Raw genomic sequence first — 14,754 nt, 5'->3', positions numbered from 1 at the left:
CCGCCCAATGGATAAAATAGTGAACCGGAGCCGGCCGTGACCCCGACACTGAAGTCAGCGAGCGGCCTCCTGGCCGCACTGGCCCTCTGTGTGCTGGGCACCGCCCCGGCCCCCGCCGCAGCGGCGACGCCCCACTCCGCCGCCGCTGCCACCGTCCCCCACATCTGGCCGACACCCCAGCAGGTGAGACCCGGCCACGGCACCCGATCCGTCCCGCAGCAGGTCGTCGAGGTCATCGGCCACGCCACCGACCCCGCCGCCCGCGCCCTCGTCGAACGCGTACTGCGCGACGCCGGCGCCCGCACCATCCGTACCGTCGCCGCCGGCCGCCCGGCACCCCCCGCCGCCCTCACCGTCTACGTCGGCGGCCCCACCGAGAACCCGGCCACGGCAAAGGCGCTCAAGCACCTGCACGCTAAACCCCCCACCGGACTCCCCTCCGGCGGCTACACGCTGGCCACCGGCAAGGGCACCGTCGCCCTGTCCGGCGTCGACCCCACGGGCACCTTCTACGCGGCCCAGACCCTCCGCCAGCTCGTCACCCATCGCTCGGTCCCCGCCACAACCGTCCGGGACTGGCCGACGACCGCCCTGCGCGGAGTGGTCGAGGGCTTCTACGGCGCCCCCTGGACCCAACAGGACCGCCTCTCCCAACTCGACTTCTACGGCCGCACGAAACAGAACGTGTACGTCTACTCCCCCAAGGACGACCCGTATCTGCGCGCGAACTGGCGCGACGACTACCCGCCCGCCCAACTGGCGACCCTGAAGCAACTGGTCGACCGCGCCACGGCGAACCACGTCCGCTTCACCTACGCCCTCTCGCCCGGCCTCTCGGTCTGCTACTCCTCGGCCGCCGACGTCAAGGCACTGGTCGCCAAGTTCGAGTCGCTGTACGCGATCGGTGTGCGCTCGTTCGCCGTACCGCTGGACGACATCAGCTACACGGCGTGGAACTGCCCCGCCGACGAGCAGAAGTTCGGCACCGGAGGCGGCGCGGCGGGCGCCGCGCAGTCGGCGCTCCTCAACGCCGTCGTCGAGGACTTCGTCTCCGCGCACGACGACGTGACCCCGCTGGAGATGGTCCCGACCGAGTACTCGGACCTCGCCGGCTCCCCGTACAAGACCGCCCTGCGCGAGGGACTGGACCCCTCGGTCGTCGTCGAATGGACCGGCGTCGGCGTCATCGCGCCGACGATCAGCACCGAACAGGCCCGCCAGGCAAGGGAGTTGTTCGGCCACCCCATCCTCGTCTGGGACAACTACCCGGTGAACGACTACACCACCAGCCGCCTCCTCCTGGGCCCCTACACGGGCCGCGAGGCAGGCGTGGCCGGCCAGGTCACGGGCATCACCGCCAACCCGATGATCCAGGCGGAGGCCAGCAAACTCGCCCTCTTCACCTCGGCGTCCTACGCCTGGAACCCGACGGCGTACGACCCCCGAGCGGCCTTCCTGGCCTCGGTGCGGGACTTCGCAGCCGACGCCACCGCACCCGGGTCCACGGCCGCCTCCCTCCGCGTCTTCGCGGAGAACAGCTACTCCTCCCTCCTGGACGCCGGCGAGTCCCCGACCCTCACCCCGCTCCTCAAGGCGTTCACGACCGCGTACGGGACCGGCGACGGCATCGACAAGGCGGCCCGCGCACTCACCGCCTACTTCACGGCGATGGCCGCCACCCCCGCCGACCTCCGCGCCCACCTCCCCAACTCACGCTTCCTGACCGAGACCTCGGCCTGGCTCGACAAACTGGGCGCATACGGCGAGGCGGGCACAACGGCCGTACAGCTGATGCTCGCGCAGACGAACGGCGACACGGACGCCGTATCCACCCTCTACGCCCGCCTCCAGTCGCAGCGCAAGCGACTCGACTCCGTCCCGCAGCAGATCGCCCCCGGCGTACTGGACCGCTTCCTCTTCGACGCGACCCTGCGAGCGGCCCCCGACCCCGGCCCGGACGCCTCCTTCACCCCCACATCCCTCTCCCTGACCCCCGGCGCCACCACCACAGCCACCCTCACCATCGCCGACAACCGCTCCACCACCAGCGGAACGGCAACCTGGAGGATCGGGGAGGTCGACGGCCTGACGGTCACCCCGTCGTCCGGCTCGGTCACCGTCCCGGCGGGCGGCAAGGCCACCACGACCCTGACCTTCACGGCGGCGAGCGGGGCGGGAGCAGGCACAAGATCGGTCACCGTCAGCGGAGATGACCTGCTGAGCCGATCAATTCCCGTACAGATAAAGGGAGTCGACAGCGGCGGAGGAGCCGCCGCACGAGCCCTCACCGCCAACTTCAGTGGCGCATCGGTCAGTTCGGTTGACCTGGCCTCCGGCACGTCGACGGAGATCCCCGTCGGCAACAACCCGGGTGAGGTCGTGGTCAGCCCGGACGGCCGTACCGCCTATGCGGCGAACCAGGGTTCGGACACGGTGAGCGTCATCGACGTCGCCGCCGCGAAGGTCACCGCGACCGTGGCAGTCGGGGACGTACCGGCGGGCCTCGCCCTCACGCCCGACGGCCGGACCCTCTGGGTCGCGGACTACTCCGACGACGCGGTCCAGCCGATCGACCTCGCCACCGAAACGGCGGGCGCGAAGATCACGGTGGGCGACGGCCCGGAGAACATGGCGATCACGCCGGACGGCACCACCCTGTACGTGGCGAACATCCACGACAGCACGGTGAGTCCGGTGGACATCGCGACCGGCAGGGCCGGAACGCCGATCGCGGTCGGCCCGAACCCGTTCAACGTGGTCGCGGCTCCCGACGGGCGGACGGTGTACGTGTCCGACTCCGGCGGCTCGACGGTCACCCCCATCGACACCGCCACGAACGACACCCGCCCGACCTACCTGGTCACCGGCCAGGCGTACGGCCTCGCCGTCTCGCCGGACGGCCGCACCCTCTGGGTCAGCGCGAGCAACGGTGACACGATCACCCCGCTCGACACGGTGACCGGCGCTCCGGGAACCCCGGTGACCGTCGGCCGCTCCGCCTTCGACGTCGCCCTCGACTGGAACGGCGACACGGCCTACGTCACAACGGCCGACGCCGGCACCCTCGTACCGGTGACAACAGCGACGGGGAAAGTCGGTACACCCCTGAAAACGGGCGCGTACCCACTGGCCGCGACAGTGACGGGAGTACCGGTCAACTGAAATCCGGACGGTTCACCCGCGCCCCCCTCAGGGGCGCGGGGAACTGCGCGAGCAACCACCACACGCCCGCGGCCGAAAAGGCACCGCCGGACCACGCACCGCCCAACCAGCGGAGCGTTACTGCATTTCGGCCCACGGGTCGATGACCGCCGGACGGGCCGGGGCAGCCGGCGCGGCCGGACGGCAGGTGAAGCCGAGCCGGTTCAGCGCGGCGATCATCTCCTTCTCGGTGAAGTCCCGCCGGTCGAGGCGGGTGATGACCGCGCCGACCTGCTTGACGGGGTAGTCCACGCCACCGATGCCGACGGCCGCACTGGTGATGGGCTCGGGAGCGACCCCGTCCATCTTGTGCGTGACCTCGCTCATGATCAGGTCGAACGGGAATCGGGCGATCACACAACGCATGGTGCCTCCGCAGGTCAGAGAAGGGTCCGGGGTCAGTTGTTCCGGGGCCCGCCAGTCGTGCCGGGCCAGGTGACGCGGGCGCCGGTCGGCCTGACACCAACCGGCTGGGTGGAGCTTGAACGACGCTGAGGCTCGGGGCTGGGGTCAGCCGGCCTGACGTGCGTCGGAGGAGCCCGGGCGCCTGTTGCGGGGCGCCCGGCGCCGGCGGCTGCGTGGCTCGCCGGTGGGGTCCTGCTCCGTACGGGCGGACGGGTTCCCGCCCGACACACGCGGCGGCTTGGCACCGCCACCGGTCGGACGCGACGCCTTCTTGGCGGTGCCGCCGCCCGTCGTACGGGTCTTGCCCGCGGCGCCGCCGCCGGCCGTGCGCGCTGTGGCCGCACCGCCCTCGGCGGACCCGCGACGGGAGCGCGAGCCCGAACCGGATCCAGCACCGGCTCCCGAGCCCGAACCGGACCGGGACCGCGAGGACCTGGACCGGCCGCCGGAGCCGTCACCCTTGGGGGCGGACGGCGGGGTCGCGGCCGGAACCGGGATGACCACGGGTATGCCGGAAGGCGTACGGGCTCCGGTGATGCGGGTCAGTTCCGCGGCACCGGGGGAGACCTTCGCCGTGTTCGGCTCGACGCCCGCCGCCCGGGTCAGGCTCCGCATCTCGCGGCGCTGCTCGGGCAGGACCAGCGTGACCACGCTGCCGGAGGCTCCCGCACGGGCCGTACGGCCGCCGCGGTGGAGGTAGTCCTTGGCGCCGCCGGGCGGGTCCACGTTGACGACCAGGTCGAGGTCGTCGATGTGGATGCCCCGGGCGGCGACGTCGGACGCGACCAGCACGGTGACCTCGCCGGTCTTGAACTGGGCGAGCGTACGCGTGCGTTGGGGCTGGGAACGGCCGCCGTGCAGGGCCGCCGCACGCACACCGCTCTTCAGCAGGTGCTTGGTGAGGCGGTCGACGCTGCGCCGGGTGTCCATGAACATCAGGACACGCCCGTCGCGGGCGGCGATCTCGGTGGCGACCGTCTTCTTGTCGACGTCGTCGACGTAGAGCACGTGGTGCTCCATCGTCGTGACGGCGCCGGCGTGCGGGTCGGTCTGGTGCACCACGGGCTCGTGCAGGTAGCGGCGGGCGAGCCGGCCGACGTCCGCGTCGAGCGTGGCGGAGAACAGCATGCGCTGGCCCTTGCGCGGCACCTGGTCGAGCAGATAGGTGACCTGCGGCAGGAAGCCCATGTCGACCATCTGGTCGGCCTCGTCGAGGACGGTGACGGAGACACGGTCGAGGCGGCAGTCGCGGCGGTCGACGAGGTCGCGGAGCCGGCCGGGCGTCGCGATGACGACCTCGGTGCCGGCGCCCAGCGCACGGGCCTGACGGGCGATGGGCAGCCCGCCGACGATCGTGGTCATCCGCAGGCTCATGGCGCGGGCGTGCGGGGTGAGCGCGTCCACGACCTGCTGGGCGAGTTCACGGGTCGGTACGAGGACGAGTGCCAGCGGGCGTCCCGCTTCGGCGGTCTGTCCTGCGAGGCGGGCCAGCATGGCCAGGCCGAAGGCCAGGGTCTTGCCCGAGCCGGTCTGACCACGGCCCATGACGTCGCGGCCCGCGAGGGTGTCCGGCAGCGTGGCCGCCTGGATCGGGAAGGGGACGGTGATGCCCTCGACGGTGAGGGAGGCCAGCAGCGAGGGCGGCAGGCCCAGGTCGGCGAACGACCGGTTCATGCAGAACCTTCCTCAATGCGGCACGTCGACAGAATCACGGCAGCGGTCAGTGTCCGCAGCGGGAGAGCGGCGGCACACAGGACGAAAAGGGCCGTGGGGACGGGCCGAAAGGAAACGAGCGGTGAAGGGGATCAACCCCTGAGAACCAGGGACGGGCAACCGGAGTCCGGCGCGAAACCGTCCCTAAAAAACTGTGAGCCGGGGCCCGCACCCCTAGGTGCGGGCCCCGGCCACAATCACGTGTGTCGTTGTCGGTCCACTAGTGGACCGCCAGGATCACGCGGATCAGGCGGGGAGGATGTTCTCCGCCTGGGGGCCCTTCTGACCCTGCGTGACGTCGAACGTCACCTTCTGGCCCTCGTGGAGCTCACGAAAGCCCTGGGTGGCGATGTTCGAGTAGTGAGCGAAAACGTCGGCGCCGCCGCCGTCCTGCTCGATGAAGCCGAAGCCCTTTTCCGCGTTGAACCACTTCACGGTACCGGTGGCCATGTTAAATCTCCTTGGGGCATGCTCGGGGGCCCGCACCGTGCGGACCCCGCGTCGCCGGAATGATTGCCCCGACCGGAGAAGAACACCGAAATCTTTGGGAACCACAACTGCAACTGAAAACCACGCTAGCACACAACGTGCCGGCAGGGGGCTGCGGCAATGTCACACGTCCGGCGGGAATAGTCTCCGCAGCTCAACGCGGTCCACAGCGGTGGGGACGTCCTCACGGGTGCCCAGGGTAACCGCGGCCATCCGGTGCCCCAGCGTGAGCCCCGCCGCGGCATCCCGATCTTCGAGCAGGGCCGCAAGATACCCGGCTGCGAAGGCATCGCCCGCGCCGACCCGTTCGACGACGCGGGAGGCGGGCGTGGGCACGAAGACCTCCGTGCCGTCCGCCCCGTACGACGTCGCTCCGTGACCGGCGTCCTTGACGACGATCACGCGGGCCGGGCGCAGCAGGTCCCGGATCTCCCCGGGTTTGCCGGTGTCCCACAGGGCCTCGGCCTCGTCGCGGCCGACGAAGACGATGTCCGCGGCGCGGGCCAGTTCCAGCAGGGCGGCGGGCGCCGTGCCGGCGGGGCGGTGGCGCCAGAGGGCGGGCCGGTGGTTGACGTCGAAGGAGACGAGGGGGCCGGGCACCGCCCGCCGGACGACGAGAGCGGTGAGCAGTTCGGCGCAGCTGTCGGAGAGGGCGGCGGTGATGCCGGAGACGTGCAGGAGGCGCGCCGCGGCCAGCAGGGGGAGCCGGGCCAGGCCGGGGCCCATGAGGGTGGCGGCGGAGTCGCGGCGGTAGTAGTAGGTGCGGGTGCCGTCGGCGGCGGGGTCCTTGAAGTAGACGCCGGTGGACCTCTCGGGGTCGGTCTCGACGGCGGACACGTCGACACCCCGCCCGGCGAGCTCGTCGAGAACACGCCGCCCCAGCGGATCGGCCCCCACCCGGCCGACCCAGGCCGCCCGGTGCCCGAGCACGGCAAGCCCGCAGGCCACATTGGACTCGGCCCCGCCGACACCCAGCGAGAGGTACGTCTGCCGGCCGAGCGACGACGCGTCGGGCGGACTCAGCACGGCCATGGTCTCCCCGAGACAGACGACATCGGGGCCGTACGGAGAGGTGCGCGGAGGCGGGACGAACACGAGGGGTGCTCCTTGAGCGCGGGCGGAGGGTGCTGCGGGCGCGCGGGGGTCTGCGGGCGGGGGTCTGGCGGGCCGGAGACTGTCGTCCGGGGCTGCCGACGGGCGGCGACCGGCAGAGGGCTGCCGACGGCGGCTATGAACGGGCGGCTACCGGCGGTCTGGCCGCGGTCGGACGGCTGCCGGCCAGCGGACCGCTGATCCGAGCGGACCCGGTGAAGGAGGGCGCGCGACAGCGCCCCGACAGGGGCGCGGGGAACTGCGCGACCAGCCCCGACCGCCCCGCGGCCAAAGAACCACCCGTCCATCCCCCGGGCCCTAGGTCTCCAGCACCCGCCGCAGGAACTGCTGAGTCCGCGCCTGTTCCGGAAACCCGAACACCCGCTCCGGCGGGCCCTGTTCGAGCACGACGCCGCCGTCCATGAACACGACCCGGTCCGCCGTGTCCCTCGCGAACCGCATCTCGTGCGTGACGACGACCATGGTCATGCCGTCCTCGGCCAGCGACCGCATGACACCGGTGACCTCACCCACGAGCTCCGGGTCGAGCGCGGAGGTCGGTTCGTCGAAGAACATGACGGCGGGGTCCATGGCGAGCGCACGCGCGATGGCGACGCGCTGCTGCTGTCCGCCGGAGAGCTGGGCCGGGTGGGCGTCGGCCTTCTCGGACAGCCCGACCCGTTCGAGGGCGGACCGCCCCCGCTCCTCGGCCTCCGCCTTCGCCAGCTTCCTGACCTTGCGCAGGGCCAGCGTCACATTGCCGAGGGCGGTCTTGTGCGGGAAGAGGTTGAACTGCTGGAAGACCATCCCGACGTGCCCGAAGATCTCCGGCGCGCGCTTGGCGTCGTGGAGAGGGACGCCGTTGACCCACACCTCACCGGCGTCCGCGCGCTCCAGGTCGCACATGATCCGGAGCAGGGTCGACTTGCCGGAGCCGCTCGCGCCGATCAGGACGACGACCTCACCTGCCCCGACGTCGATGTCGACGCCCTTGAGGACGTCCAGCGCGCCGAACCGCTTGTGCACGCCGGTGAGGGAGATACCCGTAGGGGGAGCGGTCGTCATGCGAGGACAGCCTTTCGTTCCATCCGCCGCACGACGAGCGACAGCGGGTAACAGATGACGAAGTAGAGGACGGCGACCGCGAGATAGGTGGTGGCCGGGTCGCCCGCGCGGTCGATGACGGCCTGTCCCTGGCGGAGCAGTTCGACGTAGCCGATGACGACGGCGATCGAGGTGTCCTTGATGAGGGACAGGTACTGGCCGACGAGCGGGGGCAGCACGATCGCCCGGGTCTGCGGCAGCACCACGGAGACGAAGCTGCGCACCCGCCCGAGCCCGAGGACCCTGGCCGCCTCCCACTGGCCCTTCGGTACGGCCTCGATGCCCGAGCGGAAGATCTCCGCGATGTAGGCGCCCTGGTAGAGGGTCAGGGCGAGCAGGGCGGCGCCGAAGACGGTGATGCCGGCGAGGTTGAGGTAGGCCGCGCCGAAGTAGATGAACAGCATCTGGATGAGGAGCGGGGTGCCCCGGAAGACCTCCAGATAGGCGCGGGCGAGCTGGGCCAGCACGGGCACCCGGCTGGTCCGTACGCCCGCCACGACCAGCCCGGCGAGGGTGCCGGTGACGATGGCGGCGGCGGACAGCCGCACGGTGGCCCACAGCCCCGAGGTGAACAGTTCCCGGTTCGACCAGATGACCGACCAGTCCATGGGGCTCAGGCCTCCTTTCGCACGCGTACGGGCAGGAGCCGGCGTACGGCGTCCAGTGGGCGGGGCGGTACGGCGGCCGGGCGCAGCGGGGGTCTGAAGGCCGCGCGGCCGATCAGGCCGGCCACGAGGACGACCAGGTTGGTGAGGACGAGGTAGAGGACGGCGGCGATGCCGAAGACCTCGACGGTGAGGAGGGTGCGGGAGTTGATGACCGTGGCCGTGCCGGTGAGTTCGGGCACGGAGATGGCGGAGAGGAGGGAGGAGCCGAGGATGATCTGCACGAGCTGGTTGACGACGGCCGGGTAGACGTTGCGCAGCGCCTGCGGGAGGACGATGTGCGCGAAGGTGCGGGCCGGGCCGAGGGCGAGGACGCGGGCCGCCTCGCTCTGGCCGCGCGGCACCGCCTGGATGCCGGCCCGGAAGATCTCGGTGAGGTAGGCGCCCACGTTGACGCCGAGCGCGAGGACGCCCGCCTGTACGGGGGTCAGGTGGAGGCCCGCGGAGGGCAGGGCGAAGTAGGCGACGAACATCTGGAGCAGCACGGGGGTGTTGCGGATGACCTCGACGTACACGGCGGCCGGTGCGCGCAGGACGGCGTGGCGGGATCTGCGGGCGAGTGCGCCGAGCAGGCCGAGAACGCAGGCGAGGGCGAACGCGGCCAGCGACAGGCGCAGGGACAGCCAGGCCGCTTCGAGGTAGGTGGGCCAGTCCTGGAGTGCGTAGTTCCAGTCGGTGAGCACGTCGGGTCCTCCTCAACAGGTCAGCGGGTCGACGGGGCTGTCAGTAGGAGGGGTTGAGGGGGAACGGTCGCTCGACGCCGAACCACTTCTTGTAGAGGGCGGCGCCCTCGCCGGAGGTGTTGAACTCGCGCAGCCAGGTGTCGACCCACTGGAGCCAGGTCGGGTCGCCCGCCTGGACGCCGATGCCGTTGTACTCCAGCGGCACGACGGAGTCCTTGGTGACCTTGAGGGAGGGGTCCAGCTTGGCCTGGTAGTTGAGGAAGTTGGAGTCCTCGACCATGGCGTCCGCCTGGCCCTGCTTGACGGCGAGGACGGCGGCGGCCGAGGTGTCGTACTCCTGGATGGTGGCCTTGGGGTTGCCGGCCTTGACCGCGTCGCCGTTGGTGGAGCCCTTGGTGACGGCGACCTTCTTGCCGGTGAGGTCGGCGAGGGTCGAGATGCCGCTGCTCTTCTTCACCAGCATGACCTCGCCCGCGACGATGTACGGATCGCTGAACGCGACCTGCTTGGCGCGTTCGGCGGTGGTGGTGAAGTTGCAGACCACCGCGTCGACCTTCTTGGTCTGGAGGTTGGGGATGCGGTTGGCGGACGTCGTGTCGACGATCTTCACCTTGACGTCGAGCGCCTTGGCCATGGCGGTCGCCACGTCGACGTCGAAGCCCTGGGGCTTGTTGTCCTTGCTGAGCGAGCCGAACGGCGGGAACGTCAGACAGCTGGCGACGTTCAGCGTGCCGCGCTTGATGACCGCCTGGAGCGTCGAGGACGCCGCCCCGGACCCGGTGGTGCCGGAGGCGGAGCTGCACGCGGTGAGGAATGCGGCACCGGTCACACCGGCACAAATCACCATCAGGGGGCGGGTACGGTGACGAAGGCTCATCAGGGGTTCCCTTCGGGGAGTGCGGCGAGGAAGGCGGCGAACGTCGACGGTCACCAGAGGTGGGGCAGCAAAACCAGGGGATTGTTTTGCTATGCAAAACGCCATTTCGCAGAACGCGGGACGTTGGGCAGAAGTTAGCCCCGAGGATTCGCGGTCGTCAATGGGTGATTTCAATATGTGACATCTCGTTTTGCTATGCAGCACGCTAGGATGCCGGTGTGACCGACACACCCGACTCCCCCGAGACATCCCCGGCCCGCCGCAACGCCTCGTCGTCCCTGCGGCGCGCGCTGGGCATCCTGATGTACCTGGCCGAGGACCGGGGCCATCCGCACGGCGTCACGCTGACCGACCTCTCCGCCGGGCTGGAGCTGAGCAAGTCCACCGTCCTGCGGCTGGTCGGCCCGCTGCGGGACGCCCGCCTCGTGGACCAGGACCCCGAGTCCGGCCGCTACCGGCTGGGCCCGCAGAACGCACTGCTCGGACAGGCGTACCTGGAGCGCCGTGACACCCGGCAGATCACCTCGCCGGTCCTGCACCGGCTCGCCGAGGACAGCGGCGAGACCGTGCACCTCGTCACCTTCGACCCGCCGGAGATCGTCTACATCGACAAGGTCGAGAGCCCGCAGGCGGTCCGGATGCACTCACGGGTGGGCAGCCGGCAGCCCGCCTACTGCACCGCCACCGGCAAGGTGTTCCTGGCCCACGGCCCGGTGGACGTGGTGGACAAGGTGATCGCCGCGGGCATGCCCGCCCGCACCCCGGCCACCATCACCACCGCGGAACGCATGCACGAGGAACTGGCCCGCATCCGCGCCCACGGCTACGCCGTCGACGACGTCGAGAACGAGCAGGACATCCGCTGCGTGGCGGCCCCCGTCTACGACCACAAGGGCGAGGTCACGACCGCCGTCAGCATCTCGGGCCCGGCGGCCCGCGTCACCCGCGACCGCCTCCCCGAACTGGGCGCGCTCCTGGCGGCGGCGACACGGACGATCACGGAGGACCTGGGCGGGACGGTACGGGCCGCGGAGGCGTGAGTACGCCTGCCGGGGAGCGGCTCGGCCTCAGGCGGGGGCGAGGGCCTTGTGCCGTACGTGCACATGCCCGTCGTGGGGGAAGGCGGGCGGCTCGGCCGGCAGGACGCGGTCGAGTCCGTACCCGCTCTTGTGCGCCACGCGGCACGAGGCCACGTTGCCCTCCTGGTGCAGGAGTTCGAGGCGCTGGAGCCCGGCCGCGCCACCGGGGGCACCGTACGTGTCGAAGGCCCAGGCCGTGAGCGCCTCCAGGGCGCGCGGGGCCACTCCGCGCCCCCGCGCGTGGGCCGCGGTCCAGTAGCCCACCTCGGCCGACTCCCTGCCGGGGGCGGCATCCTTGAGGACCGCGTGGCCCACCAGTTCCCCCCGCGCGGAACCCGGTCGGTCCTCGACGACCGCGAAGGCGAACCGGTCGCCGGCCTCCCAGCCCCGCTGCTGACTCCGTATCCAGCGCAGCCCGTCCTCGGCGTTCCCGACGGAATGACTCGTCCAGCGGCGCAGCACGGGGTCCTGGCACGCCTCGACCAGCGCGGCGACGTCCGCGGGACGCCAGGGGCGCAGGCGAAGAGCGGGAGCGGTCGGGGCGGCGGGCACGTCCAGGACGGTTTTCTCCACGCTCTTCCCTCCACCTTTTCGTTCGGTTCCCGGTCTTCGCCGGGTTCGCCTTCATGGTGCACCTTTTACGGAGGCCTGACGGAGACGAAAGGTTCCCGCCACCACCCGTATCCGTATTCCTCCCTGACGACTCCCCGTCGCTTCAGGAGGCAAGGTGCGTTTCAACCGAAGCTCGACCGGCACCCTATTCGTGGGTGGCGCGTTGGGGCTGACCCTGGCCGCGCTCGCCTATCCCGCCATGCTCGGTGTCCAGAACGTGTCCAGTTCACCCACGCGGATCGTCGCGCAGACCCCCACCGGGCCGTTGACGGAGGCCGACCGCGACTTCGTGGTGAAGGTGCGGGCGGCCGGGCTCTGGGAGTACCCGGTCGGGCAGATGGCCATCGCGAAGGGGACCTCCCCCGCCGTCATCACCGCCGGGCAGCATCTCGTCGCCGGGCACGCGGCGCTGGACGCGACCGTGCGGCGGATCGCTCCGCAGCTCGGGGTCACCATTCCCAACCTGCCCAGTCCGCAGCAGCAGGGATTCATCTCCACACTGACCTCGGACAGCAGAGGGACGCAGTTCGACACCGACTTCGCCAACATCCTGCGCATCACCCACGGGTCGATCTTCAACACCGTCGCCAAGATCCGGTCGACCACCAAGAACACGCTGGTACGCGCCCTCGCCGACCAGGCCAACACCACTGTCCTCGACCACATCACCGTCATGGAGAAGACGGGGCTCGTCAATTTCGACACCGTGCTCTTCCAGGAGACCACCCCGCCGAAACTGCCCGCCTCCGACGTCACCCCGCCCGTCCCCGTGCCGGGCGCCCCGACCGTCGTCCTCACCCCGCCGCCGGACAACGCCTTCAGCCCCTCCCCCAGCCCGACCTACCCCACGGCGGGATGAATACAGCCCTCATGTCCCCTGTATCCTCATGACCTCAACTTCCGAGCCAGGCCGTCGTGTCCGGGCCCAGCCGTCCGTCCCCCTCCAGCGGTGCGCTGCTCAACAGGACTTCCCCGGGCGGCAGTTCGACCGGCGTGGCCGACAGGTTCGTCACGCAGCGCCAGCCGTCCGTGCGGGTGAGGTCGAGGACGCCGGGGGCGGATTCCGCCGCCCAGGTCAGGTCCTCGCCGTCCAGCAGACGGCGGCGCAGGGCGAGGGCCGCGCGGTACAGCTCCAGGGTCGAGCCCTCTACCCCGTCCTGTGCCTCGACGGCGTACGACGCGAAGGCCGGCGGCTGCGGCAGCCAGGCCCCGCCCGCGCCGAAGCCGTACGACGGCCCGGTCGTCGTCCACGGCAGCGGCACCCGGCAGCCGTCGCGGCCCTTGCCGGTGTGCGCCGTCTGTTCCCAGATCGGGTCCTGGAGGGCCTCGGCGGGCAGGTCGGCCACCTCGGGCAGGCCCAGCTCCTCGCCCTGGTAGACGTACGACGAACCGGGCAGCGCCAGCATCAGGAGCGTGGCCGCCCGGGCCCGGCGCAGGCCCGCCGCCGCGTCGACCGGCGGGGCGGTGCCGTCCGACAGGAGCCAGGCGTTCGGGTCGGTGCCCGGCGGGAGTGTCAGACGGGAGGCGTGGCGTACGACGTCGTGGTTGGAGAGGACCCAGGTGGCCGAGGCTCCTGCCGAGCGGGCCGTGGCGAGCGAGTCGGTGATGACCCCGCGCAGCTCCTCCGCGTCCCAACCCGCTTGCAGGTACTCGAAGTTGAAGGCCTGGCCGAGTTCGTCCGGGCGGGCGTACAGGGCGCGGCGGGCGCCCGGGACCCAGGCCTCGGCGACCGCCATGCGGGGCGGGGTGTAGGCGTCGAGGATCTTGCGCCAGTCGCGGTAGATCTCGTGGACCTCGTCGCGGTCGAAGAAGGGGTGCGTGCCGGGCGGGAGGGCGGCCAGTGCCTGCTCGCCGCTCAGTTCGGGAGCGCCCAGGTCGCGCAGCGGCACATCGAGGTCCTTGGCGAGGGCGTGGGCGACGTCGATGCGGAAGCCGTCGACGCCCCGGTCGGACCAGAAGCGGAGCGTGGTGAGGAAGTCGGCGCGGACTTCTTCGTTGGCCCAGTTGAGGTCGGGCTGTTCGGGCGTGAAGAGGTGCAGGTACCACTGGCCGTCGGGCACCCGGTCCGCATGGCCCGTCCGGCCCGCATGGTCCGTCTGGTGCCCTTGATCCGCTTCCACCCGTTTCCAGGCGCTGCCGCCGAACACCGACTGCCAGTCCGTGGGCGGGAGTTCGCCGTGCGCCCCCCTGCCGTCGCGGAAGACGTAGCGGTCGCGGGCCGGGGAACCGGGCGCCGAGCGCAGCGCCTCCTCGAACCACTCGTGCCGGCGCGAGGTGTGGTTGGGGACGATGTCGACCATGACCTTGAGGGCGAGCCGGTGGGCCTCGGCGACCATGGCGTCGAAGTCGTCGAGGGTGCCGAGGCGGGGGTCGACGTCACGGTAGTCCGCCACGTCGTAGCCGCCGTCGGCGAGTTCGGAGGGGTAGAAGGGGCTGAGCCAGAGGGCGTCGACGCCCAGCGTGCTCAGATGCGTCAGGCGCCGGGTGATGCCCCTGAGGTCGCCCAGCCCGTCACCGTCGGCGTCGGCGAAACTGCGCGGATACACCTGGTAGAAGACGGCCTGGCGCCACCAGTCGGGGTCCCGGGAGGAAAGGTCCAGAGTCTGTTCGGGCACTCGCTGTCTCCTTTTTGTGGCACTTCTCCGGCGGACGACAAGCCCAACTCTGTCCAATTCGCCGGAATCACGAACCCCCGCGCCCCCGGAACACACCATTCCTCCTGTGGCGGAATTGTGATGAACCGCGAACATTCTTTTCATTCCCGCAAGTTGACACCCCGCTCCGCACGATTCACGATGTGCAAACGCTGTGGCGCATGTGACCAATGAGTCCAG

13 protein-coding genes are annotated in these 14,754 nt (G+C 71.0%); 3 read left to right on the top strand and 10 right to left on the bottom strand.

What is annotated here, in order from left to right; translation table 11 throughout:
- The first annotated feature begins 36 nt into the window (after positions 1-36).
- Complete coding sequence (locus OG595_RS21675; RefSeq protein WP_329274334.1) at positions 37-3,162, top strand: beta-N-acetylglucosaminidase domain-containing protein; 3,126 nt, start codon at positions 37-39, stop codon at positions 3,160-3,162.
- 117 nt (positions 3,163-3,279) lie between these two features.
- On the opposite strand, the gene OG595_RS21670 is transcribed toward OG595_RS21675, so the two are convergent.
- The 8 genes from OG595_RS21670 to OG595_RS21635 form a co-directional block, all read right to left on the bottom strand.
- Positions 3,280-3,567, bottom strand: a complete 288-nt coding sequence (locus OG595_RS21670; protein ID WP_329274332.1) for an SCO5918 family protein — start codon at positions 3,565-3,567, stop codon at positions 3,280-3,282.
- Positions 3,568-3,711: 144 nt separating this feature from the next.
- Positions 3,712-5,280, bottom strand: a complete 1,569-nt coding sequence (locus OG595_RS21665) for a DEAD/DEAH box helicase (protein WP_329274330.1) — start codon at positions 5,278-5,280, stop codon at positions 3,712-3,714.
- A 285-nt stretch (positions 5,281-5,565) separates the two neighbouring features.
- Positions 5,566-5,769, bottom strand: a complete 204-nt coding sequence (locus tag OG595_RS21660; protein ID WP_006373337.1) for a cold-shock protein — start codon at positions 5,767-5,769, stop codon at positions 5,566-5,568.
- Positions 5,770-5,931: 162 nt separating this feature from the next.
- The gene (locus OG595_RS21655) at positions 5,932-6,903 is read right to left on the bottom strand and encodes a sugar kinase (protein WP_329274326.1); all 972 of its coding nucleotides are present in this window, start codon (positions 6,901-6,903) and stop codon (positions 5,932-5,934) included.
- 315 nt (positions 6,904-7,218) lie between these two features.
- Positions 7,219-7,965: an amino acid ABC transporter ATP-binding protein gene (locus OG595_RS21650; protein WP_329274324.1), complete on the bottom strand. Its 747-nt coding sequence runs from the start codon at positions 7,963-7,965 to the stop codon at positions 7,219-7,221.
- Positions 7,962-8,612 carry an amino acid ABC transporter permease gene (locus OG595_RS21645; protein WP_329274321.1) on the bottom strand — a complete coding sequence of 217 codons (651 nt, stop codon included), beginning with the start codon at positions 8,610-8,612 and terminating at the stop codon, positions 7,962-7,964. Before OG595_RS21645 ends, OG595_RS21650 begins: the two co-directional genes overlap by 4 nt.
- A 5-nt stretch (positions 8,613-8,617) precedes the next feature.
- Entirely contained in the window at positions 8,618-9,352 is a 735-nt protein-coding gene (locus OG595_RS21640; protein ID WP_329274319.1) for an amino acid ABC transporter permease, read from the bottom strand.
- Positions 9,353-9,392: 40 nt separating this feature from the next.
- Positions 9,393-10,181, bottom strand: a complete 789-nt coding sequence (locus tag OG595_RS21635) for an ABC transporter substrate-binding protein (protein ID WP_329274316.1) — start codon at positions 10,179-10,181, stop codon at positions 9,393-9,395.
- A 266-nt stretch (positions 10,182-10,447) separates the two neighbouring features.
- Between OG595_RS21635 and OG595_RS21630 the strand changes: the two genes are divergently transcribed.
- Positions 10,448-11,269, top strand: coding sequence for an IclR family transcriptional regulator (locus OG595_RS21630; protein ID WP_329274314.1), 822 nt, complete (start codon positions 10,448-10,450; stop codon positions 11,267-11,269).
- Between the two features lie 27 nt (positions 11,270-11,296).
- Here OG595_RS21630 and OG595_RS21625 read toward each other — a convergent pair whose 3' ends face one another.
- Entirely contained in the window at positions 11,297-11,881 is a 585-nt protein-coding gene (locus tag OG595_RS21625) for a GNAT family N-acetyltransferase (protein WP_329274311.1), read from the bottom strand.
- A gap of 154 nt (positions 11,882-12,035) precedes the next feature.
- Between OG595_RS21625 and OG595_RS21620 the strand changes: the two genes are divergently transcribed.
- Entirely contained in the window at positions 12,036-12,779 is a 744-nt protein-coding gene (locus OG595_RS21620; protein WP_329274308.1) for a DUF4142 domain-containing protein, read from the top strand.
- A gap of 34 nt (positions 12,780-12,813) precedes the next feature.
- On the opposite strand, the gene OG595_RS21615 is transcribed toward OG595_RS21620, so the two are convergent.
- Positions 12,814-14,535: a glycoside hydrolase family 13 protein gene (locus tag OG595_RS21615; protein WP_329274305.1), complete on the bottom strand. Its 1,722-nt coding sequence runs from the start codon at positions 14,533-14,535 to the stop codon at positions 12,814-12,816.
- Positions 14,536-14,754: the final 219 nt, after the last annotated feature.

This window comes from Streptomyces sp. NBC_01451 (assembly GCF_036227485.1).
Lineage (GTDB): Bacteria > Actinomycetota > Actinomycetes > Streptomycetales > Streptomycetaceae > Streptomyces.
This window is presented reverse-complemented; position numbering and strand designations above follow the sequence as displayed.